This is a genomic window from Streptomyces sp. NPDC000134 (genome assembly GCF_042899225.1).
GTDB lineage: Bacteria > Actinomycetota > Actinomycetes > Streptomycetales > Streptomycetaceae > Streptomyces.
On the sequence record NZ_JBIAZN010000008.1, the window covers coordinates 69,054 to 89,400 of the forward strand.

Annotated in this window: 17 protein-coding genes; 12 read left to right on the forward strand and 5 right to left on the reverse strand. The window is 75.1% G+C overall.

Going from position 1 to position 20,347, the window contains the following annotated elements; translation table 11 throughout:
* Nucleotide 1: 1 nt before the first annotated feature.
* Together ACFY32_RS13765 and ACFY32_RS13770 are read left to right on the forward strand one after the other, a co-directional pair.
* Nucleotides 2-1,165: an exonuclease SbcCD subunit D gene (locus tag ACFY32_RS13765; protein WP_390674292.1), complete on the forward strand. Its 1,164-nt coding sequence runs from the start codon at nucleotides 2-4 to the stop codon at nucleotides 1,163-1,165.
* The gene (locus tag ACFY32_RS13770) at nucleotides 1,162-4,155 is read left to right on the forward strand and encodes an SMC family ATPase (RefSeq protein ID WP_359197631.1); all 2,994 of its coding nucleotides are present in this window, start codon (nucleotides 1,162-1,164) and stop codon (nucleotides 4,153-4,155) included. Before ACFY32_RS13765 ends, ACFY32_RS13770 begins: the two co-directional genes overlap by 4 nt.
* Before the next feature lie 9 nt (nucleotides 4,156-4,164).
* Here ACFY32_RS13770 and ACFY32_RS13775 read toward each other — a convergent pair whose 3' ends face one another.
* Nucleotides 4,165-4,611: an Lrp/AsnC family transcriptional regulator gene (locus tag ACFY32_RS13775; RefSeq protein WP_390674293.1), complete on the reverse strand. Its 447-nt coding sequence runs from the start codon at nucleotides 4,609-4,611 to the stop codon at nucleotides 4,165-4,167.
* 127 nt (nucleotides 4,612-4,738) lie between these two features.
* Between ACFY32_RS13775 and ACFY32_RS13780 the strand changes: the two genes are divergently transcribed.
* The gene (locus tag ACFY32_RS13780) at nucleotides 4,739-5,206 is read left to right on the forward strand and encodes a rhodanese-like domain-containing protein (RefSeq protein ID WP_359197625.1); all 468 of its coding nucleotides are present in this window, start codon (nucleotides 4,739-4,741) and stop codon (nucleotides 5,204-5,206) included.
* Between the two features lie 108 nt (nucleotides 5,207-5,314).
* A complete protein-coding gene (locus ACFY32_RS13785) occupies nucleotides 5,315-6,160 on the forward strand; it encodes an SDR family oxidoreductase (RefSeq protein ID WP_359197622.1) in 846 nt (281 codons plus the stop codon).
* 12 nt (nucleotides 6,161-6,172) lie between these two features.
* Here the strand turns inward: ACFY32_RS13785 and ACFY32_RS13790 are convergent, their stop codons facing one another.
* The 4 genes from ACFY32_RS13790 to ACFY32_RS13805 all read right to left on the reverse strand — a co-directional run bounded on the left by ACFY32_RS13790 (nucleotide 6,173) and on the right by ACFY32_RS13805 (nucleotide 12,673).
* Nucleotides 6,173-7,861: a DUF885 domain-containing protein gene (locus tag ACFY32_RS13790; protein WP_390674294.1), complete on the reverse strand. Its 1,689-nt coding sequence runs from the start codon at nucleotides 7,859-7,861 to the stop codon at nucleotides 6,173-6,175.
* A gap of 115 nt (nucleotides 7,862-7,976) precedes the next feature.
* Nucleotides 7,977-9,275, reverse strand: a complete 1,299-nt coding sequence (locus tag ACFY32_RS13795) for a GNAT family N-acetyltransferase (RefSeq protein ID WP_359197616.1) — start codon at nucleotides 9,273-9,275, stop codon at nucleotides 7,977-7,979.
* 202 nt (nucleotides 9,276-9,477) lie between these two features.
* Complete coding sequence (locus ACFY32_RS13800) at nucleotides 9,478-11,064, reverse strand: alkaline phosphatase D family protein (RefSeq protein ID WP_390674295.1); 1,587 nt, start codon at nucleotides 11,062-11,064, stop codon at nucleotides 9,478-9,480.
* A 172-nt stretch (nucleotides 11,065-11,236) separates the two neighbouring features.
* Complete coding sequence (locus tag ACFY32_RS13805; RefSeq protein ID WP_359197610.1) at nucleotides 11,237-12,673, reverse strand: PLP-dependent aminotransferase family protein; 1,437 nt, start codon at nucleotides 12,671-12,673, stop codon at nucleotides 11,237-11,239.
* A 165-nt stretch (nucleotides 12,674-12,838) separates the two neighbouring features.
* Here ACFY32_RS13805 and ACFY32_RS13810 point away from each other — a divergent pair, with 165 nt between their 5' ends.
* The 8 genes from ACFY32_RS13810 (at nucleotide 12,839) to ACFY32_RS13845 (ending at nucleotide 20,303) form a co-directional block, all read left to right on the forward strand.
* Entirely contained in the window at nucleotides 12,839-13,342 is a 504-nt protein-coding gene (locus ACFY32_RS13810) for a hypothetical protein (protein WP_390674296.1), read from the forward strand.
* Entirely contained in the window at nucleotides 13,326-14,288 is a 963-nt protein-coding gene (locus tag ACFY32_RS13815) for a bifunctional lysylphosphatidylglycerol flippase/synthetase MprF (RefSeq protein WP_390674297.1), read from the forward strand. Before ACFY32_RS13810 ends, ACFY32_RS13815 begins: the two co-directional genes overlap by 17 nt.
* 35 nt (nucleotides 14,289-14,323) lie before the next feature.
* Nucleotides 14,324-15,457, forward strand: a complete 1,134-nt coding sequence (locus ACFY32_RS13820) for an acyl-CoA dehydrogenase (protein WP_390674298.1) — start codon at nucleotides 14,324-14,326, stop codon at nucleotides 15,455-15,457.
* A gap of 93 nt (nucleotides 15,458-15,550) precedes the next feature.
* The gene (locus tag ACFY32_RS13825) at nucleotides 15,551-16,675 is read left to right on the forward strand and encodes an SDR family oxidoreductase (RefSeq protein ID WP_359197833.1); all 1,125 of its coding nucleotides are present in this window, start codon (nucleotides 15,551-15,553) and stop codon (nucleotides 16,673-16,675) included.
* Nucleotides 16,672-17,937 carry an aminotransferase class III-fold pyridoxal phosphate-dependent enzyme gene (locus tag ACFY32_RS13830; protein WP_359197598.1) on the forward strand — a complete coding sequence of 422 codons (1,266 nt, stop codon included), beginning with the start codon at nucleotides 16,672-16,674 and terminating at the stop codon, nucleotides 17,935-17,937. Before ACFY32_RS13825 ends, ACFY32_RS13830 begins: the two co-directional genes overlap by 4 nt.
* A gap of 29 nt (nucleotides 17,938-17,966) precedes the next feature.
* Complete coding sequence (locus ACFY32_RS13835) at nucleotides 17,967-18,437, forward strand: aromatase/cyclase (protein ID WP_359197595.1); 471 nt, start codon at nucleotides 17,967-17,969, stop codon at nucleotides 18,435-18,437.
* Complete coding sequence (locus ACFY32_RS13840; RefSeq protein WP_390674299.1) at nucleotides 18,409-18,996, forward strand: flavin reductase family protein; 588 nt, start codon at nucleotides 18,409-18,411, stop codon at nucleotides 18,994-18,996. Before ACFY32_RS13835 ends, ACFY32_RS13840 begins: the two co-directional genes overlap by 29 nt.
* Nucleotides 18,993-20,303, forward strand: coding sequence for an NAD(P)/FAD-dependent oxidoreductase (locus tag ACFY32_RS13845; RefSeq protein ID WP_390674300.1), 1,311 nt, complete (start codon nucleotides 18,993-18,995; stop codon nucleotides 20,301-20,303). Before ACFY32_RS13840 ends, ACFY32_RS13845 begins: the two co-directional genes overlap by 4 nt.
* Nucleotides 20,304-20,347: the final 44 nt, after the last annotated feature.

A 20,347-nucleotide genomic window follows, 5' to 3' on the forward strand; every position in this document is an offset into this window, starting at 1 on the left:
CGTGAGGTTGCTGCACACGTCCGACTGGCACCTCGGCCGGTCCTTCCACCGGGTGAACATGCTCGGCGCCCAGGCCGCTTTCGTCGAGCACCTCGTCGCGACCGTCCACGAGCACGGCGTCGACGCCGTCCTCGTGTCCGGGGACGTCTACGACCGCGCGGTCCCGCCGCTCGCCGCCGTCGAACTGTTCGACGACGCCCTGCACCGCCTCGCCGGCCTCGGCGTCCCCACCGTGATGATCTCCGGCAACCACGACTCGGCCCGCCGCCTCGGCGTGGGCGCCGGACTGATCGACCGCGCCGGCATCCACCTGCGCACCGACCCCGCCGGGTGCGGCACCCCCGTCCTGCTGCGGGACACCCATGGAGAGGTCGCCTTCTACGGGCTGCCCTACCTCGAACCGGCGCTGGTCCGGGACGAGTTCGGCGTCACCCGCGCCGACCACGAGGCCGTGCTCGGCGCCGCCATGGACCGCGTCCGCGCCGACCTCGCCGGCCGCGCCCCCGGCACCCGGTCCGTCGTCCTCGCCCACGCCTTCGTCACCGGAGGCGAACCCAGCGACAGCGAACGCGACATCACCGTCGGCGGGGTCGCCGCGGTCCCCGCCGGCCTCTTCGACGGCGTCGACTACGTGGCACTCGGCCACCTGCACGGCTGCCAGACCCTCACCGACCGCGTCCGCTACTCCGGCTCCCCCCTGGCGTACTCCTTCTCCGAGGCCACCCACCGCAAGAGCATGTGGCTCGTCGACCTCGACGCCGACGGGGCGGTCACCGCCGAGCGCCTCGACTGCCCGGTCCCGCGCCCGCTGGCCCGGCTCCGCGGCGCCCTGGACGACCTCCTCGCCGACCCGGGGCTGACCCGGCACGAGGAGGCGTGGGTCGAGGCGACCCTCACCGACCCGGTCCGCCCGGCCGACCCCATGGCCCGGCTCACCGAACGCTTCCCGCACACCCTGCACCTCGTCTTCGACCCCGACCGGGCCCCCGACGACCCCGACGTCTCCTACGCCCGCAGGCTCGCCGGACGCGGCGACCAGCAGATCGCCGAGGACTTCGTCGCCCATGTGCGCGGCGCCGGACCCGACGCGCCCGAACAGGCCGTCCTGCGGGACGCCTTCGACGCCGTCCGCGCCGACGACACCGTCCGGGAGGTGGCCCGGTGAGGCTGCACCGGCTGGACATCACCGCGTTCGGACCGTTCGGCACCCCGCAGAGCGTCGACTTCGACGCCCTGTCGACGGCCGGGCTGTTCCTGCTGCACGGCCCCACCGGCGCCGGCAAGACCTCCGTCCTCGACGCCGTCTGCTACGCCCTGTACGGATCGGTGCCGGGCGCCCGGCAGAGCGGACAGGGCGCCGCCCTGCGCAGCGACCACGCCGCCCCCGGCGTCCGCACCGAGGTCCGCCTCGACCTCACCGTCGCCGGCCGGCGGCTGGAGATCACTCGCCGGCCGCCCTGGGAACGGCCCAAGAAACGCGGCACCGGCACCACCGTCGACAAGGCCCAGACCTGGCTGCGCGAGTACGACGGCGCCACCGGCACCTGGAAGGACCTCAGCCGCTCCCACCAGGAGGCCGGCGAGGAGATCACCCAGCTCCTCGGCATGAACCGCGAACAGTTCTGCCAGGTCGTGCTGCTGCCCCAGGGCGACTTCGCGCGGTTCCTGCGCGCCGACGCCGAGGCCCGCGGCAAACTGCTCGGCCGTCTCTTCGACACCCGCAGGTTCGCCGAGGTGGAAAGACGCCTCGCCGAGCGGCGGCGCGGCACCGAGGCCCAGGTCCGCGACGGCGACGGGGCGCTGCTCGCCGACGCCCACCGGATGCAGCAGGCCGCCGGCGGCACCATGACCCTGCCCGACCTCGCGCCGGGCGAACCCGGCCTGGCCGAGGCCGTGCTGAGCGCCGCCGCCGTCGCCCGCAGCACCGCCCGCGAACAACTCACCGTCGCCCGCTGCCGGCTCACCGCCGCCGAGTCCGCCCAGGCGGCCGCCGGACGCCACCTGGCCGGCGTACGGGAACTGGACCGGTTGCAGCGGCGGTCCGCCGAGGCGCGGGAGCGGGCCGACAGGCTGGCCGAGCGGGCCGGCGCCCACCACGAGGCGCGGGCCCGGATGGAGCGGGCCCGCAAGGCGGAGACCGTCGCCCCCGCGCTGGAACTGCGGGACGCCACCGACGCCGAACACCGGCGGGCCGCCGACGCCGAGGCCCGCGCACGGGCCCTGCTGCCCGACGGCCTCGCGGACGCCGGCGCGGCCGGGCTGGCCGCCGCCGCCCGCCGGGCCGCCGAGGAACTGGGCGGCCTGGAATCGGCCCGCCGCGCCGAACGACGGCTCGCCGAACTCGTCCGGGAACGCGCCGAACTCGACCGCGACGAACGCGCCGACGAGGAACTCCTCGCCGAGGCCGAGGGCTGGCTCGCGGGCTGGGACACCACCCGGGCCACCCTCCAGCACGACGTCGAGACCGCCCAGGAGGCCGCGGCCCGCGCCGAACAGCTCGCCGTCCGGCGCGAACCCGTGCAGCGGCGGCTGCGGGCCGCCCGGCAGCGCGACCAGCTCGCCGGCGACACCGACACCGCCCAGCGGCGCGCCCTCGCCTCCGCGGCACGCGCCGCCGAGGCCCGCGCCCACTGGCTGGACCTCAAGGAACAGCGCCTGGACGGCATCGCCGCCGAACTCGCCGCCCACCTCACCGACGGCCGGCCCTGCGCCGTCTGCGGCGCCACCGAACACCCCGCGCCCGCCCGCAAGGACGCCGGGCACGTCGACCGCGAGGCCGAGGAACACGCCCTCGACACCTACCAGCGGGCCGACGAACAGCGCGCCGAGGACGAACGGCGCCTCGGCCTCGTACGCGAGGCGCTGGCCGCCGCCACCGCCGAGGCCGGTGACACCCCCACCGGCCGGCTCGCCGAGGAAGCGGCCGAACTGGAACGGCGGTACGCCGAGGCGCGCGCCGCCGCGTCCGGACTGCACCCCGCGCACGAGGCGCTGCGCCGGGCCGAACAGGAACGGGAGCGGCGGATCGCCGACCAGCGGGACGCCGCCGTGCGCGGCGCCTCCCGGGTCGGCCGCCGGGACCGCCTGGAACGCGAACGGAGCGTCCTGGAGGAGGAGTTGACCCAGGCGCGCGGCACCGCCGACAGCGTGGCCACGCGCGCCGCCCAGCTTCGGCGGCGGGCCGCCCTGCTCACCGAGGCCGCCGAGGCCGCCCGCGCCGCCGAGGACACCGCACAGCGGCTCAAGGACGCCGACGCCCGCCTCGCGGACGCCGCCTTCCGCGCCGGGTTCGACACCCCGGGGGCCGCCGCCGACGCGCTCCTCGACGACGCCGCCCACCGCGAACTGCAACGACGACTGGACGCCTGGCAGGCCGAGGAGGCCGCCGTCCGCGCGGTCCTCGCCGAGGAGGACACCGCCGCCGCGGCCCGGCGCCCGCCCGCCGACGTGGCCGCCGCCGAGCGGGCCGCCGAGACGGCCGGCCGGCGACTGCGCGAGGCCGCCTCCGCACGCGACGCCGCCCACCGGCGCTGCGCCGAACTCGACCGGCTGTCGGCGCGCGCCACCGCCGCCGTGCGACGGCTCGCCCCGCTGCGCGAGGAGTACGACCGGGTGGCCCGGCTGGCCGCGCTCACCGCGGGCACCTCCGCCGACAACGAACGCCGGATGCGCCTGGAGTCCTACGTTCTCGCGGCCCGCCTGGAGCAGGTCGCCGCCGCCGCGACCGTACGGCTGCGGCGCATGTCGTCCGGGCGGTACACCCTGGTCCACTCCGACGACCGCACCGGGCGCGGACGCAGCGGCCTCGGCCTGCACGTCGTCGACGCGTGGACCGGACGCGAGCGGGACACGGCGACCCTGTCCGGCGGTGAGACCTTCTTCGCCTCCCTCGCCCTCGCCCTCGGCCTCGCCGACGTGGTCACCGAGGAGGCCGGCGGGGTCCGCCTGGACACCCTCTTCATCGACGAGGGCTTCGGCAGCCTCGACGACCAGACCCTCGACGAGGTCCTGGACGTCCTGGACTCGCTGCGCGAACGGGACCGCAGCGTCGGCATCGTCAGCCACGTCGCCGACCTCCGGCGCCGCGTGCACGCCCAGTTGGAGGTCGTCAAGGGGCGTACCGGATCGGTGCTGCGGCAGCGCGGCGCGGGCTGAGCCGGCTGCTCAGCGGCCGACCGGGCGGCGGGGCAGGGGCGAGGAGTAGACGACGCTGGTCGTCACCGAGCCGAGGGCGCCGATCCGGCCCGACACCTCCTCCAGGTGCCGCATCGAACGGGCCGCGACCTTGATCACGAAGCAGTCGTCGCCCGTGACGTGGTGCGCCTCCAGGATCTCCGGGGTGACGGCGACCAGGTCGTGGAACGGCTTGTAGTTGCCGGTCGGATAGCGCAGCCGCACGAACGCCAGGATCGGCAGCCCCAGCCGGTCGGGGTCGACGACCGCCGCGTACCCCTGGATGACACCCGCCTCCTCCAGACGGCGCACCCGCTCGGTCACCGCGCTCGCGGACATGGACACGGCACGGGCCAGCTCGGCGAACGAGGCCCGGCCGTCCCGCTGGAGGACATCGAGAATGCGCCAGTCGGTGGCGTCCGGGGAATACGCGGTCATCCCCGAGGAATAGCAGGGTAATCCCCGGTCGATCAAGCGGGGCGCCGGGGATCGTCCCTTCTGGCCGCGGCCGGGCGACCGTAGATTTCCGGTCAAGAGATCCGGTCAGCCGAGGAAAGGCCCGTCGATGACCCGCACCGCCCCCGCCCCCGCCCCGCGCGTCACGCCCGCCGAGGCCGCCGCCTACTTCCGGGCGAGCCTCGCCTTCCACGCCGACGTGTCCGACGTCGCCGCCGCGCTCGCGGCCGGCGCGGACCCCGGGTTCGTGGTCGTCGACTCCCGCTCCACCGCCTCCTGGGACCAGGGCCACATCCCCGGCGCGGTCCACCTGCCGACCGCGCTCGTCCCCGAGCAGGCCGGCGCGCTCCTCGACCCGTCCGTGCCGGTCGTCACGTACTGCTGGGGGCCCGGCTGCAACGGCGCCACCCGCGCGGCCCTCGCCCTCGCCGAACTCGGCTACCAGGTCAGGGAGATGCTCGGCGGCTTCGAGTACTGGGTGCGCGAGGGGTTCGCCTACGAGACCTGGCAGGGCGGGGAACGGCGTCCGGCCGACCCGCTGACCGCGCCCGTCGACGCCGCCGACTGCGGCTGCTGACGGCCCGCGCCCGGTCCGGCACACCGTGGTCCGCCTGCGGTGATCCGCCGGACCGGGGCCGCGATATTCGGGTGCGGGAGGGGGACCGGCCGATCATCATGGACGACCATGCCACGATTTCCGCACCCCGCCCCCGAGGAGCTGCGCCGCGACCCGCTGCCGCTGCGCGGCCGGACCGCGCTGGTGACCGGCGCCAGCCGGCGCGACGGCATCGGCCACGCGGTGGCGCGCCGGCTCGCCGCGTACGGCGCGAGCGTCTACCTGCACCACCACGTGCCGCACGACGCCGCCATGCCCTGGGGCGCCGACCGCGTCGACGACGTGCTGGCCTCCGTCCGCGAGGCGCTCGGCGATCCCGGCGCCACCGTCGTCGCGGGGCCCGGGGACCTCGCCGACCCGGCGGCACCGGCCGCGCTGATCGCCACCGCCGCCGGGGCGCTCGGCGGGCGGCTCGACATCCTGGTCGCCAACCACGCCCGCAGCGGCGACGACGGCACCCTCGACGCCGTCGACGCGGCGATGCTCGACGCGCACTGGGCCGTCGACACCCGCTCGGTCCTGCTGCTCGTCCAGGCGTACGCCCGCTCGCGCGCCGCGCTGCCGCCGCGCACGCCGGGCGGACGCGTGGTGCTGATGACCTCCGGGCAGGACCTCGCGGGGGGCATGCCCGGCGAGATCGCCTACGCCCTCCAGAAGGGCGCGCTGGCCTCCGTCACCCGCTCGCTCGCGACCACCCTGGCGGATCGGGCGGTGACGGTGAACGCGGTCAACCCCGGTCCGGTCGACACCGGCTATCTGTCCGGCGAGGCGTACGACCAGGTCGCCGCGATGTTCCCCGGGGGACGCTGGGGGAGGCCCGACGATCCGGCCCGCCTCATCGCGTGGCTGGCCACGGACGAGGCGGAGTGGATCACCGGCCAGGTCATCGACTCCGAGGGCGGCTTCCGCCGCTGAGGGCCGGGGGATTCACAGCCGGGCCAGTTCGTCCACCAGGTCGTCCAGGCCGAGCGAGCCCTGGGAGAGGGCGGCCATGTGCCACGCCTTGAGGTCGAAGGCGTCGCCGTGGCGGGCGCGGGCCTTCTCCCGGCCCAGCAGCCAGGCCCGTTCGCCCAGCTTGTAGCCGATCGCCTGGCCCGGGATCGTCAGGTACCGGGTCAGCTCGCTCTCCACGAAGTCCGCCGGCCGGCTGCTGTGCGCCGCGAAGAACTCCTGCGCCAGCTCCGGCGTCCACCGCTCGCCCGGGTGGAACGGCGAGTCCGCGGGGATCTCCAGCTCCAGGTGCATGCCGATGTCGACGATGACCCGGGCGGCCCGCATCATCTGCGCGTCCAGGTAGCCGAGCCGCTCCTCGGCGTCGGTGAGGAAGCCGAGTTCGTCCATCAGCCGCTCCGCGTACAGCGCCCAGCCCTCGGCGTTGGCGCTGACCATGCCCACGGACGCCTGGTACCGGGACAGGTCACCGGCGACGTGCGCCCACTGCGCGAGCTGGAGGTGATGGCCCGGAACGCCCTCGTGGTACCAGGTCGACACCAGGTCGTACACCGGGAAGCGGGTCTGGCCCATCGTCGGCAGCCAGGTCCGGCCCGGACGGGAGAAGTCCTCCGAGGGGGAGGTGTAGTACGGCGCCGCCGCGCTGCCGGGCGGGGCGATCCGCGACTCCACCCTGCGCACCCGCTCGGCGAGTTCGAAGTGGGTGCCGTCCAGCTCCTCGATGGCCCGGTTCATCAGGCCCTGGAGCCAGTCGCGGACCTCGTCGACGCCCTCGACGTGCCGGCCGTGCTCGTCGAGGTGGGCGAGGGCCGCCCACGGGGTCGCGGCGCCCGGCAGGATCTTCTCCGCCTCCCGCTTCATCTCGGCCAGCAGCCGGTGGTACTCGGACCAGCCGTACGCGTACGCCTCGTCCAGGTCCAGGTCGGTGCCGTTGAAGTAGCGCGCCCAGCGGGCGTAGCGCTCCCGGCCCACCGTGTTCGGGGCGCCCTCGACGGCCGGGGCGTACACGTCGCGCATCCAGTCGCGCAGCTCCACCACGGCCGCCGTCGCCGTGCGGGCCGCCTCGTCCAGCTCGGCGCGGAGCGACTCGGGGCCGGCGGCGGCGAAGTCCTCGAACCAGCCGCGGCCCTCGCCGGTGTCCGCCCACTCGCCGAGCTGCCCGACGAACGTCGCGGTCGGCCGGGGGGCCGCCGGCAGCTCGCGCTCCAGGCCCAGCGCCAGCGACTGGCGGTAGCCGGACAGCGCGGCCGGCACCGCCCGCAACCGCTCGGCGATCCGGGCCCAGTCCTCGTCCGTCCCGGCCGGCGTCACCGTGAACACCTCGCGCACGTGATGCGCGGGGGTGGCCATGTTGCCGACCGAGCGCAGGCCCTCCTCGGCCTCGTGCACGGCCAGTTCGGCGGTGAGCCGCTCGCGCAGCAGCCTGGCGCAGCGCCGCTCGACGTCACTGTCCCCGCCGGGCCGGCGCTCCGCCTCGTCCAGCTCGGCCAGGGTGGTCCGGGCCAGCTCCGCGAGCGCCTCCTGGCCGGCCGGTGAGAAGTCGGGCAGCCGGCTGGAACTCTCGGGCACGCCGAGATACGTGCCGGTGACCGGGTCGAGGGCGATGAGCTCGTCGACGTAGGCGTCGGCGACCTCGCGGGGCAGCGGGCTCTTGGTCTCTGACATGCGGACATCCTCGTACGGACACCCGGGGCGCGTCAGCCCGCACCGGCCCCCGGGAGCCGCGGGGGACCGGATTTCGCTCAGGGCGTGGCGGGGCGTCGCGGGGGAGCGGCGGGGGTCACTCCTGGGCGACCCGCTGTCCGTGCGCCGACCGGGTCCGGACGACCGCCGGGTCCAGGGTCGCCGTGATGACGAGGGTGCCCTCCTCGATCTGGTAGTCCAGGGGGAGGCCCAGCCCCCGCATGGCCGCGACCATGGCGGTGTTGGACGCCTGCGTCACCGCGTACACGTGGGCGCAGCCCGCCTCGGCGGCCATCGCCACCAGCCTGCCGAGGAGTTCGGCGCCGATGCCCCGGCGCTGCCAGGCGTCCTCGACGAGCAGCGCGACCTCCGTCTCGTCCCCGTCCCACAGCAGGTGCCCGAGGCCGACGATCCGCCCCGTCGCGGTCCGCACGGCGAGCGTCCGGCCGAACCGCGGGCTGAGCAGATGGCCGAGGTAGCGGTCGGCGTCCCCGACCGGCCCGTGGTAGCGCAGCCCGAGGGTGCGCGGCGAGCACCGGTCGTGCATCGCCTTCGCCGCCTCCAGGTCACCGGGGCCGGCGCGGCGGACCGTGAGGTCAGCGCCCTCCGGCAGCGTCAGCACCTCCTGGCCGCGCGGCACCCGGGGGCCGAGCCGCGCGTCCAGCTCGACCAGGGCCTGGGCGCGGGCGAACTCCGTCGGCGTGAACGGCAGATACGGCCGCTCCACGCTGATCACCCCGCCCCCGGGTGCCCGCAGCCTCATCACCGTGTCGTCGAGGGCGCCCTCGGCCGGCCCGCCGGCGCCCGCCGGGGCGGGCAGCGAACGGATCGTGCACCGGCCGAGCAACTGCCGCAGTGCCAGCGGAAGTTCCGCCGCGTCCAGGGCGGTGCGGGTGGCGAGCCCCAGCACCCGGGTGGGCGCGTCGACCAGGTCGTGGGCGTCGGCCCGCTCCAGCCAGGTGTCCGCACCGCCCGCCCCGGCGACCACCGCGCTCAGCTCCGGTCCGGTCAGTCCGGCCGGGGCGCGCAGCAGGAACTCGTCCACCGTGCCCTGGGCCAGCGGGTGGGTCTGGAGGCTGAGGATGTCCACCCGTCGCTCGGCGAGGGCCGTGCACAGCGCGGCCAGCGAACCCGGCTCGTCCCGCACCGTGGTCCGCATCCGCCACAGCGCGCTCTCCGCGCCCCCGGCCCGGCTCCCCGTGGCCGTCCGCGCGGACGGCCCGGTCCGCCGCCCGGCGGACGGCGGCCGGGCGCCGGTATCGTCCGTCGGCGGCGCGTGACCGTGGCGTCGTGTCCACCGACTGCTCAGGCCCGCCGCGATCGCGGCGGCGGTCCCGGCCGCTCCCCGTCGCCCGTTCTTCGCGGTACGCGTCCCGTCACCCATGTCTCGGCTCATGCCACCACTGTGCGGGTACGGTGTTGCCTGATCACGAACGCCCTGTGTCCGATGGGTAAAGAGTACTTCTGCCCTGAATTGTCGCGTGTTTAACGGATTGCTCAACCAACCTGTTTCCACGGGTCGGCAGGCTGCGTCCGGGCAGTGCCGCGCACCGGGGGATGACACCGGTGCGCGGCACTGGGGGGACAGGCTACGGGAGCTACTGTCCGACCCGCCCCGGCTGGAGCACCTTGGTGAACAGCACGGTGCCGTCCTGCTCGCGCAGCCTCACCGTCAGCTCGGCGCTGTCGCCGTCGATGTCGACCTCGCCGAAGAACTGGTAGCCCTCGGCGGGCGAGACGTTGGAGGCGGTGGGCGCCTTCACGAAGACCCGCTCCGGGCCGAAGGTGCCGTCGAGCGCGCTGGCCGGGAACGCGCCCGCGTTCAGCGGGCCGGAGACGAACTCCCAGAACGGCTCGAAGTCGGTGAACGTCGCCCGCGACGGCTGGTAGTGCTGGGCCGAGGTGTGGTGCACGTCGGCCGTCAGCCACACCGTGCCGGTGATCCGCCGGTGCTTGATGAACCGCAGCAGCTCCGCGATCTGCAGCTCCCGGCCGAGCGGGGCGCCCGGGTCGCCCTGCGCGACCGCCTCGAAGTTCGGCTTGCCCTCGGTGGTGTCGGGCACGACCAGGCCGATCGGCATGTCGGCGGCGATCACCTTCCACACGGCCCGGGAGCGCGCCAGTTCCCGCTTGAGCCACTCCAACTGCTCGCGGCCGAGGATGCCGCGCGGGTCCGCCTTCTGGTCGTCGGCCGAGTTGGCGTTGCGGTACGTCCGCATGTCCAGCACGAACACGTCCAGCAGCGGGCCCTGGCGCAGCACCCGGTGCACCCGGCCCTCGCGGGCGCCCGGCCGGAGCGTGGAGACCGGGAAGTACTCGGCGAACGCGCGCCGCGCACGGGCGGTCAGCACGTCCACGCTCTTCTCGGTGTACCGGCCGTCGGAGTCGGCGATCACCTGCCCCGGGTACCAGTTGTTGCGGACCTCGTGGTCGTCCCACTGGACGATCGACGGGACCTGGGCGTTGAACCGCCGCAGGTTGTCGTCGAGCAGGTTGTAGCGGAAGTTGCCGCGGAACTCGGCCAGGGTCTCGGCGACCCCGGACTTCTCCTCGGTGGTGACGTTCCGGTAGGTGCGGCCGTCGGGGAGCGCCTGGGTCGCGGGTATCGGGCCGTCGGCGTAGATGCTGTCGCCGCTGCACAGGAAGAAGTCCGGGTCCAGCGCGCCCATGGCGTCGTAGATGCGGTAGCCGCCGATGTCCGGGTTGATGCCCCAGCCCTGGCCGGCCTGGTCGCCGGACCACACGAAGCGGACGCCGTCGCGGCGGCGGACCGGGACGGTGCGGAAGGTGCCGGCGACCGGCTCGCCGGTGCGGCGCGGGTCGTCCGGGTCGGCCAGCAGCACCCGGTAGTGGATCTGCTCGCCGGCCGGCAGCCCGTGCACCCGGGTGGTGCCGGTGAAGTCGGTGCCGGAGCCGAGCAGCGGGCCGTGGAACCTGCGCGGGTTGCGGAACGACTCGGTCGCGGACGTCTCGACGATCATGCGGGCCGGCCGGTCGGACCGCACCCAGACCAGGCCCGAGTCCGCGGTCACGTCGCCCGTCTGCACGCCCCAGCCCGCGCCCGGACGCCCGGAGCGGGCGAAGGCCGGTGCCGCGCCGAGGGCGGTGGGCAGGGTGAGGGCCGCCGACGCGGCGAGGGAGCCGCGCAGGACGCTGCGGCGGCCGGGGAACGGACGGTGTGACATGGCTGCGGCCTCCAGGGGCGTGATCCGGCCAATGGGCACTGACACACCTACTGGTGCGGTACGGCGCCCACGCGAACCCCGGATGAACAACTGAGCCCGCCCCGGCGGGCAGCCCAGCCCGGCCGGCCCTGCCAGGCCGGCCGCCGGCCCCCGCCGCACCCGTCCGTCCCCGTCACGCGAGCGCGGCCCCCGCCATCAGCCGTACGCCGTCCCGGACCCGCCGCGGTGACAGGTGCGCGTACCCGAGCACCAGCCGCACCCCCGCGCCGCCGCCGGGGCCACCGGGGTGCGCGTACTGCGTCAACGCCCGGACCGCCACCCCCGCCGACCGCACCCGCGCGAGGAAGGCGTCCTCGGGGCCGTACCGCTCGGGCAGGGCGGCGATGACGTGCAGGCCGGCCGCGATGCCGGTCACCTCCGCGCCGGGGAAGTACGCCGCCAGCGCGGCCACCAGGGCGTCCCGCCGCTCCCGGTAGGCCACCTGGCAGCGGCGCAACTGGCGGTCGTAGTCGCCGCGTTCCACGAACCGGGCGAAGAGTTCCTGGTCGAGGGCGGGATGCCCGAGGTCCAGGGTGCGCTTGCGCTCGACGACCGCGTCCGCCAGCGACTCCGGGACGAGCAGCCAGCCCAGCCGCAGTCCCGGGGCCAGCGACTTGCTGACCGACCCCGTATAGGCGACGCGTTCCGGATCGAGGCCCTGGAGGGCGCCCACGGGGGCGCGGTCGTAGCGGAAGTCGCCGTCGTAGTCGTCCTCCAGGACGTAGCCGTCCACGGACCGCGCCCAGTCGAGGAGTTCGGTGCGGCGCCGCGCCGAGTAGGCGATACCGGTCGGGAACTGGTGCGCCGGGGTGGTCACCACCGACCGGACGCCCGAGGCGCGCAGCGGCCCCATCGCGACCCCCTCGTCGTCCAGGGGCACCGGCACCGTGGCGACCCCCGCCGACGCGTACAGGGCGGCGTGCTGCGGGCTGCCGGGGTTCTCGGCGCCGACGGCGCGCATCCCGCGCATGTGCAGCACGAAACCGAGCAGCGTGGTCGCCTGGGCCACCCCCGAGACCACGACGATCCGCTCCGGGTCGGCCACCACGCCCCGGCGCCGGGCGAGCAGCCCGGCCAGCGCCGTCCGCAGCCGGGGCAGGCCCCGCGGGTCGGGGTAGCCGAGGCCCTGGTGCGGGAGTTCCGCCAGCACCGCCCGCTGCGCGGCGGCCCACGCCGGGCGCGGGAACAGCGACAGGTCGGGGGTGCCGGGCACGAAGTCGGCGCGCGCCCCCCGGGTGCCGGGCGCGAGGTCACGTGCGCGCGGGCGGGCGGCCCGTACGGCGTCGCCCACCCAGGTCCCCGCGCCCCGCCCGCTGCGCAGATAGCCCTCGGCGGTCAACTGCTCGTACGCCTGTGTGATCAGCCCGCGCGACACGCCGAGGTCGGCGGCGAGGTCCCGGCTCGACGGCAGCCGGGTGCCCGGCGCCAGCCGGCCCGAGCGGACCGCGTCCCTGAGCGCCGCCCGCAGGGTGCGGCCACGCGTGCGTGCCGGTGCGGACGCGGCCGGCAGCAGCAGTTCCCAGGCGGCGGTCCCGGAAGAGGCGTCCGGACCGTTCGCGACCGACGTCATGAGAAGGGCCCCCGGAAGATCGCTGCGTCCCAAACGCCCCCACTCTACGAGGGGTTGGGCCCCGAGGGGTGGCCGCCGCTGGTGCGTAAACAGGAGTGACAGACCACAGCGAGGGGGCAGGCTGATGTCGGGCCCCGGAATCGTACGCGCAGATCTGGAGCGCCCGTGGACGCCAAGAACCGATTCGAGACGAAAACCACCTTCGCCCTCTCCCGGCTCGAATGGCTGGGCTTTCTGGCCGTGTCGCTCGTGCTCGCCTTCCAGCACCTCCCGGACATCCGTTGGGGCGTGTTCGTCCTGCTTTTCGCGGTGATCGACGTCATCGGCTATCTGCCCGGCGCGATCGCCTTCCGGCGCAGTCCCGACCGGCGCGTCCCGCGCGGTTGCTACGTCGCCTACAACGTGATGCACAGCCTGGTCACGGCCGGTGTCCTGGCCGGTGCGTGGGCGCTGTTCGTCCGCCCGGAATGGGCGCTGCTGGCGCTGCCCATCCACCTCATGGTCGACCGGGCGCTGTTCGGGAACTCCCTCAAACCGTTCGGTGTCCCCTTCGAACCGCAGGCCGACCCGGACTTCCGCGAGTTCGAGCAGAAATACCGGCCGGTGTTCCCCGGGAATCCCGTCCCGCGCACCCGTCACGTGGAGGGCCCGAATGCCGTCGGTGCTTGACACCCTCGCCGCGCACAGTGACAACCCGAGCTGCTTCCTCGCCCTCAACAGCGGAAACGAGTACTTCCGCGACGACCGGTACGACGGGGCCTGCGCCTACCGCGCCTCGGGGCGGTACGTCCTGCAGTTCGGCGGGCCGTTCACCGCGCCGGAGCACCGGGCCGCGCTGCTGGACGCCTTCGTGGCGCACGCCGGCCGGAAGCTGCTGGCGGTGCAGTTGCAGCGCGAGGACGCCGAGCTGTACGCCGGGCACGGCTTCACCGTCAACCAGATCGGCGCGTCGTACGCCGTCGACCTGTCCCGGTTCACCCTGCGCGGCTCCCGGTTCGTGCGGCTGCGCAACAAGATCTCCCGGGCCCGGCGGGCCGGCCTGGAGGTCACCGAGGTCAAGGACGGCGACGACCTCGCGTCACTCGACCGGATCGACCGGATCTGGCTGCGGGACAAGGGCCGGCGCGCCAAGGAGCTGCGGTTCCTCATCGGCCAGCGCACCGGCCCCCTGCAACGGCACCGGCGCCTGTTCGTCGGCCGGATCGGCGGCGAGACCGTCGGCTACATCAACTACTCGCCCGTCTACGGCAGCCGGCCCGGCTGGCTGCACGACCTCAGCCGGCGGCTTCCCGACGCGCCGCCCGGGGTGATGGAGGCGCTCAACGCCACCGTCATGGAACACCTGGTGCGCGAGGGCGCGGGCTGGCTGCACTTCGGGTTCACCCCGTTCACCGGGCTCGACGCCGGCCACGAACTGCCCGCCGCCAGCCCGCTGTTCACCCGGTTCGTGCGGCTGCTCGCCGCGCACGGCGAAGCGATCTACCCGGCCGCCTCCCAACTGGAGTACAAGCAGAAATGGGCCCCCCACGTGGTCCTCCCCGAATACATCGCCTTCCTCGGCAGGCCCCGCCCCGGAGCGGTCTGGCAACTGCTGCGCGCCACCAACGCCGTCTGAGACCCCCATGCCGTCGTCGAGAGGACCGCACGCCCATGAGATTCCTCGAACGTGAACGCAACACCCTCGCCAAACTGCTCCCCGACCTCGACCCCGCGCTGCGCGAGACGCCGCTGATGGAACTGGAGCGGCCGGGCAGTCCGGGCATCGGTCTCTTCCGGGACAGCGGCGGGCCCGGACTGCTGGTGCCCGAGGCGCACCAGGGGCGGGGCGCCACCACGCTGGACGCGCTGCGGGTGCAGCGGGCCATCGGAAGCCGTTCGCCGTCCCTGGCGGTGGCGACCACCATGCACCACTTCTCCATGGCGACCCTGGTCGGCCTCGGCGGCCTCGGCGAGGGCCTGGAGTGGATGCTGATCGAGGGGGTGGCCGCCGGCAACCGCATCCTGGCCTCCGGGTTCGCCGAGGGCCGCAGCGGCGCCGGTGTCCTCCAGCCGTCGATGACCGCCACCGTCACCGGTGACGGCCTGCGGATCACCGGCGTCAAACGGCCGTGCAGCCTGGCCCGCTCCATGGACGTGCTGACCGCCAGCGTCCTGGTCCCGCGCGAGGACGGGCAGGGCGAGGAACTGGCCGTGGCGCTCGTGCCCGCGGACAGCGAGGGCATCTCCGTCACCGGCTTCTGGTCCAGCGCCTTCCTGGCCGGTGCCGAGAGCGAACAGGTCACCCTCACCGACGTCCTGGTACCCCACGAACTCGTGCTGCGCACCGCCTCCGCGACCGGCGAGTCCCTCGACGAACTCCAGACCGCGGGACTCATCTGGTTCCAGGTCCTGATGACCGGCAGCTACCTCGGCGCGGCGAGCGCCCTGGTGGAACGGGTGCTGCTCAACGACCGCATCCCCGAGGCCGAGCGGGTCCGGCTGTTCGTGGAGACCGAGTCGGCCATGGCCACCGCCGAGGGCGTCGCCCGCCGCGTCGACGCCGGGGAACTCGGCGAGTCGACGCTCGCCCAGGCCCTGTGCACCCGCTACGGCGTCCAGGACGCCCTCGCCCGGATCGTCCCCCGCGCGGTCGAACTGCTCGGCGGCCTGAACTTCATGGCCTCCGACGAGATCGGCCACCTCGCCGCCTGCGCCCACGGCCTCTCCCTGCACCCGCCGTCCCGCTCCCGGATGACCGGCCCGTTCTCGGCGTACCTGGCGGACCGCCCGCTCGCCATCGCCTGACGGTCCCGCCCGGGTCCTGGCGCCCGACACCCCACTCACCGGGCCCCCGCACCGGCCGCGACCACCGCGAGGGAGCCCCCTATGGAGCCCACCATGCCGCTGAACGTCCCGCGCCCCACCGCCCTGCCCGCCCCCCGCCCCGCCCCGGACGCGCGCCCCACCCTGCTGCTCACCGGCGGCTCCGGAGTCCTCGGCCGTGCCCTGATCGACGAACTCGCCCCGGACTTCGACCTGCTCTGCCTGCGCCGCACCCGGCCCCTGCACGACCCCCGGGTCCAGGAGATCGAGGGCGACCTGCTCGCCCCGCGCCTCGGCCTGACCCCCCGGCAGTGGTACGAACTCGCCCTGCGCGTGGACGTGGTGGTGCACTCCGCCGCCCAGACCAACTGGTACATCCCGCCCGAGGAGATCGTGCGGACCAACACCCTGGGCACCGACACCGTGCTCGACCTCGCCGCCCGCGCGGACGCGCCCCTGTACCTGGTGAGCACGGCGTTCGTGGCGAACACCCTGACCGACCAGGACCGCGAGCGCTTCCCCGGCGCCGCCGCCTACCTCGACTCCAAGGCGCGCGCCGAGCAGATGATGCGGGACAGCGGCCAGTGCGGGGCCATCGTGCGGCCCTCCGTCGTCATGGGCCACTCCGTCACCGGCCGGATCGCCGAGCAGCAGGGCCTGACCAAGGCTCTCGCCGCGATGGTCCTCGGCCAGGTCCCGGTGCTGCCGGGCGCCCCCGAGGCCCGTATCGACATGGTTCCGCAGGACTACGTCTCGCGGGCCGTCGGCGACCTCGTGCGGAGCGGCACGGGCAGCGGCGAGTACTGGCTCACCGCCGGCAAGGAGGCCGTCGAACTGCGGGAGATCGCCGACGCCTGCGCGGAGTTCGCCGCCGAGCGGGGCCTGCCCCGCCCGGAACGCCCCCGGCTGCTGCCCATCGAGACGGTGCACCGCCTGCTGCTGCCGATGCTGGAGGGCACCGCCCTGCCCGGCTCGATGCACCAGCGGTTCCGCTACTACGCCGAACTGCTCCTCGTCTTCCAGCGCGAGCTGCCCTTCGACACCTCCCTCGGCGAGCCCGGCTGCGGAGTCCGGCCGACCCGCGCCGAGATCCGCGCCGCCCTCGACCGCAACCTGCGGAGCTGGGCCGACACCCGTCCCGTACCCCGCCGCCGGCGCCACCAGGCCGTCGGCCCGACCCCCACGGAGGTCGCGTCATGACCGTCTCGCCCCCGGCACCCCGGACCGCCACCGAGGACGTCGTCGACCTCTACCTCAAGCACATCGGCTCCGGCCGCGCCGTGATGGGCCGGGTGATGGGCGGCATGGCCGAGGTCCGCTCCGAAGGCCCCTGGCTGCACGCCGACGACGGCCGCCGCTTCCTCAACTTCGGCGGCTACGGCGTCTTCCTGCTGGGCCACCGCCACCCGGCCGTCGTCGAGGCCGTGCACCGGCAGATCGACACCCACCCGCTGGCCAGCCGCGTCTTCCTGGAACCCGTCGCCGCCCGCGCCGCGCGGGCGCTGGCCGCGCACACCCCGCCCGGCCTGGACTACGTGCACTTCGTCAACTCCGGCGCCGAGGCCACCGAAGCCGCCCTGAAACTGGCCCGCGCCCACGGCCGCACCGCGGTGATCACCACCCGCAAGGGCTTCCACGGCAAGACCCTCGGCGCCCTCAGCGTCACCGCCAACGACACCTACCAGGACCCGTTCCGGCCCCTGCTCCCGGACGTCACCCAGGTCGACCACGGCGACCCGGCCGGCCTCGAACAGGCGCTCAGCGCACACCGGGACCGGGCCGTCTTCATCCTCGAACCCGTCCAGGGCGAGGGCGGTGTCCGCATCCCGCGCCCCGGCTACCTGCGCCGGGTCGCCGAACTGTGCCGGACGTACGGCGCCCTGCTCGTCGTCGACGAGATCCAGACCGGCATGGGCCGCCTGGGCACCTGGTGGGGCGTCGACGCCGAAGACGTACGGCCCGACATCATGCTGGTCGGCAAGGGCCTCAGCGGCGGGGTCGTCCCCATCGCCGCCATGGTCGCCACCGGCGAGGCGTACGAGCCGTTCGGCAGCGACCCCTACCTGCACACCTCCACCTTCGGCGCCTCCCCGATCGCCTGCGCCGCCGCCCTCGCCACCGTCACCGCGATGGAACGCGAGGACACCGTCGCCCGCGCCGCCGCCCTCGGCGCCCGCGTCCTGAACGGCGTACGGGAGATCTGCGCGCCGTACCGGGGCGGGCTGGTGTGCGACGTGCGCGGCCGGGGCCTGCTGATCGGCATCGAGTTCGCCAGGGAACAGGCCGTCGGCGACCTGCTGCTGGAGATGATCGCCCGCGGTGTCCTCGTCAACCACTCCCTCAACGCCACCCGGGTGCTGCGCCTGACCCCGCCGGCCGTGGTCGACGACCCGGCGCTGGAGCTGTTCCTCACCACCTTCGCCGAGGGCCTGCGCGCCACCGCCGCGCGCATGCCCGTCTGACCCCCCCCACCGGAAGGAACGAACCCACCATGCCCCACGTGGTACTGCACGCCCTCACCGACGAGCTGGACCCGGCCGAGGTGTACCGGCGCGTCTGCGACTTCCGCCGCTACCCCGAGTTCACCGAGACCGTCCGCGAGGTGGCCGTCGAACCGCCGCTGTCCGACGGCTCCGCGATCTCGGAGTGGGCCGTCGTCTTCCGCGGCGGCCTGATGCGCTGGCGCGAACGCGACACCTTCGACCCGGACACCCGCACCATCGCCTTCGAACAGCTCAGCGGCGACTTCAAGACCTTCACCGGGAGCTGGCGCTGCGTCCCGTGCGACGGCGGCACCCTGGTCGTCTTCGAGGCCGCCTTCGACCTGGGCATCCCCAGCCTCGCCGAGATCCTCGACCCGGTCGCCGAAGCCACGCTGCGCACCCTGATCGGGGAGATCGCGGCCGGTCTGCTCGGTGCGGAGGTGGTGACCGATGAGCGCGCGACTGCGGCTCGTGACTGACCGGACGACCGCCCCGCCCCCGCCCCCGGTCCTGGTGGAGCCGCTGCTGGGCGAGGAACCGGGCCCCGGCGCCGCCCGCTGCCTGGGCCTGTACGCCAAGCTCACCGCCGGGGTCGGCGTCGTCACCGCCCCCGGCGAGGACGGCCCGCTGGGCATGACCGTCTCCGCCGTCACCTCGCTCTCCGCCCGCCCGCCGCTGCTCCTGGTCTGCCTGCGCGACGGCTCGCGCACCCTCACCTCGGTCCGCGCCCACCGGGCCTTCGCCGTGCACCTGCTGCGCGAGGAACAGCAGGACCTGGCGACCCGGTTCGCGTCCCCGACGACGACCGCCGCCGAACGGTTCGCCGGCAGCGACCTGTGCCACGTCCTGGGCGTGCCCGTGCTCGCCGGGGCGCTGGCCTGGTCGGTGTGCCTGACCGAGGACGTCCGCCGCTACGGCGACCACCACCTCGTCGTCGGCCGGATCGCCGCCGTGCACGTGGGCGGCGGCCGCCCGCTGCTCTGGCACGACCGCCGGTTCCGGTCGCTGACCGAGCGGACGCCGGACGGCGCCGGATGACCAGCGCCCCGGCCGGAACGCCGTGCTGGGCCTCGGCGGAACTGCCGCCGCAGCCCCCGCTGCACGGCGTGGTCACCGCGGACGTGGCCGTCGTCGGCGCCGGCCTGGCCGGGCTGGCGTGCGCCTACCACCTCTCCGAACGCGCCCCCGGCCTGGACATCGCCGTCGTCGACGCGGGCCGCCCGGCCGCCGGGGCCAGCGGCCGGGGCACCGGCCTGCTCGGCCCCCGCGCCGGGCCGGCCGTCGACCGCGCGGTACGCCGCCACGGCCCGCGCGCCGCCCGCCGGATGCACCGGGCCAGCCTGCGCGCCGTGGACGACGTCCTCGACCTGTGCCGCCGCCTCGACGTGCCCTGCGGGGTGCGTCCCGGCGGCCAGATCATGGCCGCGCGCACCCCGGCCGGGCTGGTGGCTCTGGCCCGGCAGGCCCGCGCCTACCGCGAACTCGGCCTCGACGTGCCCGTGCTGAGCGCCGACGCCGTCCGCGACCGGGTCGGCGTGCTCTACCGGGCCGGGATGCTGCACCTGCCCGCCGCCACCCTCGACCCGGCCGCCCTCACCTGCGCCCTGGCCCGCGCCTGCGCCGCCAAGGGCGTGCGGTTCTACGGCGAGAGCGCCCTGCTGACCGTGCGCCCCGGCGAACTCGTCGGCCCCGAACTGGTCTTCCGGCACGGCCGGCTCTACGCCGGCCAGGCCGTGCTCGCCGTCAACTCCGCCGCCCGGAGCATCGGCCTGCCCGTCGGCGCCGTCTTCCCACTGGAGGTGTACGCGGTCGCCACCGCGCCGCTGAGCGTCCCGGCGTACGAGGCACTGGGCGGGCGCACGGGGGACGTGCTGATCGACGCGGTGCCCCTGGCGCCCTATTTCCGGGTGCTGCCCGACCGGGGCCTGGTGGCCGGCGGCGGCACCGCGACCGTCCCCGACGGGCTCGGCGCGCCCCGGCTCCAGGCGGTGCGGGAGCGGGCCTGGACCTGGCTGGAGGGATGGCTGCGCACCCTCCGCCCCGAGCTGGCCCGGGTGGAGATCACCCACCGCTGGTCCGGGCGGATCGGCATGACCGGCGACGACCTGCCGGTGGTCGGACCGGTGCACGGCTTCCCCAACGTGTGGTACATCGGCGGCTGCTGCGGCCACGGCCTCGCCCTCTCCGTCGCGCACGGCGCCCATGTCGCCGCCACCCTGCTCGGTGAACCGGAGACCGGCGAACGGCTGCCCTGGCACCGGTCGAAAGCCCCGGCGCTGCCCGGCCGGCCCCTGCTGCGCGCGTATGTGGACGCCGTCGGCCTGGCCGCGCGTCACGGACGGTGACGGCCGCGTTACACGGCAGGCTGTTCCCCGTCCCCCACAGGAAG

What these genes read in the sequence shown, in the direction of transcription:
- ACFY32_RS13775 (WP_390674293.1), bottom strand. Translation starts at nt 4,611, where the DNA reads ATGACCGCGTATTCCCCGGACGCCACCGACTGGCGCATTCTCGATGTC.
- ACFY32_RS13780 (WP_359197625.1), top strand. Translation starts at nt 4,739, where the DNA reads ATGACCCGCACCGCCCCCGCCCCCGCCCCGCGCGTCACGCCCGCCGAG.
- ACFY32_RS13785 (WP_359197622.1), top strand. Translation starts at nt 5,315, where the DNA reads ATGCCACGATTTCCGCACCCCGCCCCCGAGGAGCTGCGCCGCGACCCG.
- ACFY32_RS13790 (WP_390674294.1), bottom strand. Translation starts at nt 7,861, where the DNA reads ATGTCAGAGACCAAGAGCCCGCTGCCCCGCGAGGTCGCCGACGCCTAC.
- ACFY32_RS13795 (WP_359197616.1), bottom strand. Translation starts at nt 9,275, where the DNA reads ATGAGCCGAGACATGGGTGACGGGACGCGTACCGCGAAGAACGGGCGA.
- ACFY32_RS13800 (WP_390674295.1), bottom strand. Translation starts at nt 11,064, where the DNA reads ATGTCACACCGTCCGTTCCCCGGCCGCCGCAGCGTCCTGCGCGGCTCC.
- ACFY32_RS13805 (WP_359197610.1), bottom strand. Translation starts at nt 12,673, where the DNA reads ATGACGTCGGTCGCGAACGGTCCGGACGCCTCTTCCGGGACCGCCGCC.
- ACFY32_RS13815 (WP_390674297.1), top strand. Translation starts at nt 13,326, where the DNA reads ATGCCGTCGGTGCTTGACACCCTCGCCGCGCACAGTGACAACCCGAGC.
- ACFY32_RS13820 (WP_390674298.1), top strand. Translation starts at nt 14,324, where the DNA reads ATGAGATTCCTCGAACGTGAACGCAACACCCTCGCCAAACTGCTCCCC.
- ACFY32_RS13825 (WP_359197833.1), top strand. Translation starts at nt 15,551, where the DNA reads ATGCCGCTGAACGTCCCGCGCCCCACCGCCCTGCCCGCCCCCCGCCCC.
- ACFY32_RS13830 (WP_359197598.1), top strand. Translation starts at nt 16,672, where the DNA reads ATGACCGTCTCGCCCCCGGCACCCCGGACCGCCACCGAGGACGTCGTC.
- ACFY32_RS13835 (WP_359197595.1), top strand. Translation starts at nt 17,967, where the DNA reads ATGCCCCACGTGGTACTGCACGCCCTCACCGACGAGCTGGACCCGGCC.
- ACFY32_RS13840 (WP_390674299.1), top strand. Translation starts at nt 18,409, where the DNA reads ATGAGCGCGCGACTGCGGCTCGTGACTGACCGGACGACCGCCCCGCCC.
- ACFY32_RS13845 (WP_390674300.1), top strand. Translation starts at nt 18,993, where the DNA reads ATGACCAGCGCCCCGGCCGGAACGCCGTGCTGGGCCTCGGCGGAACTG.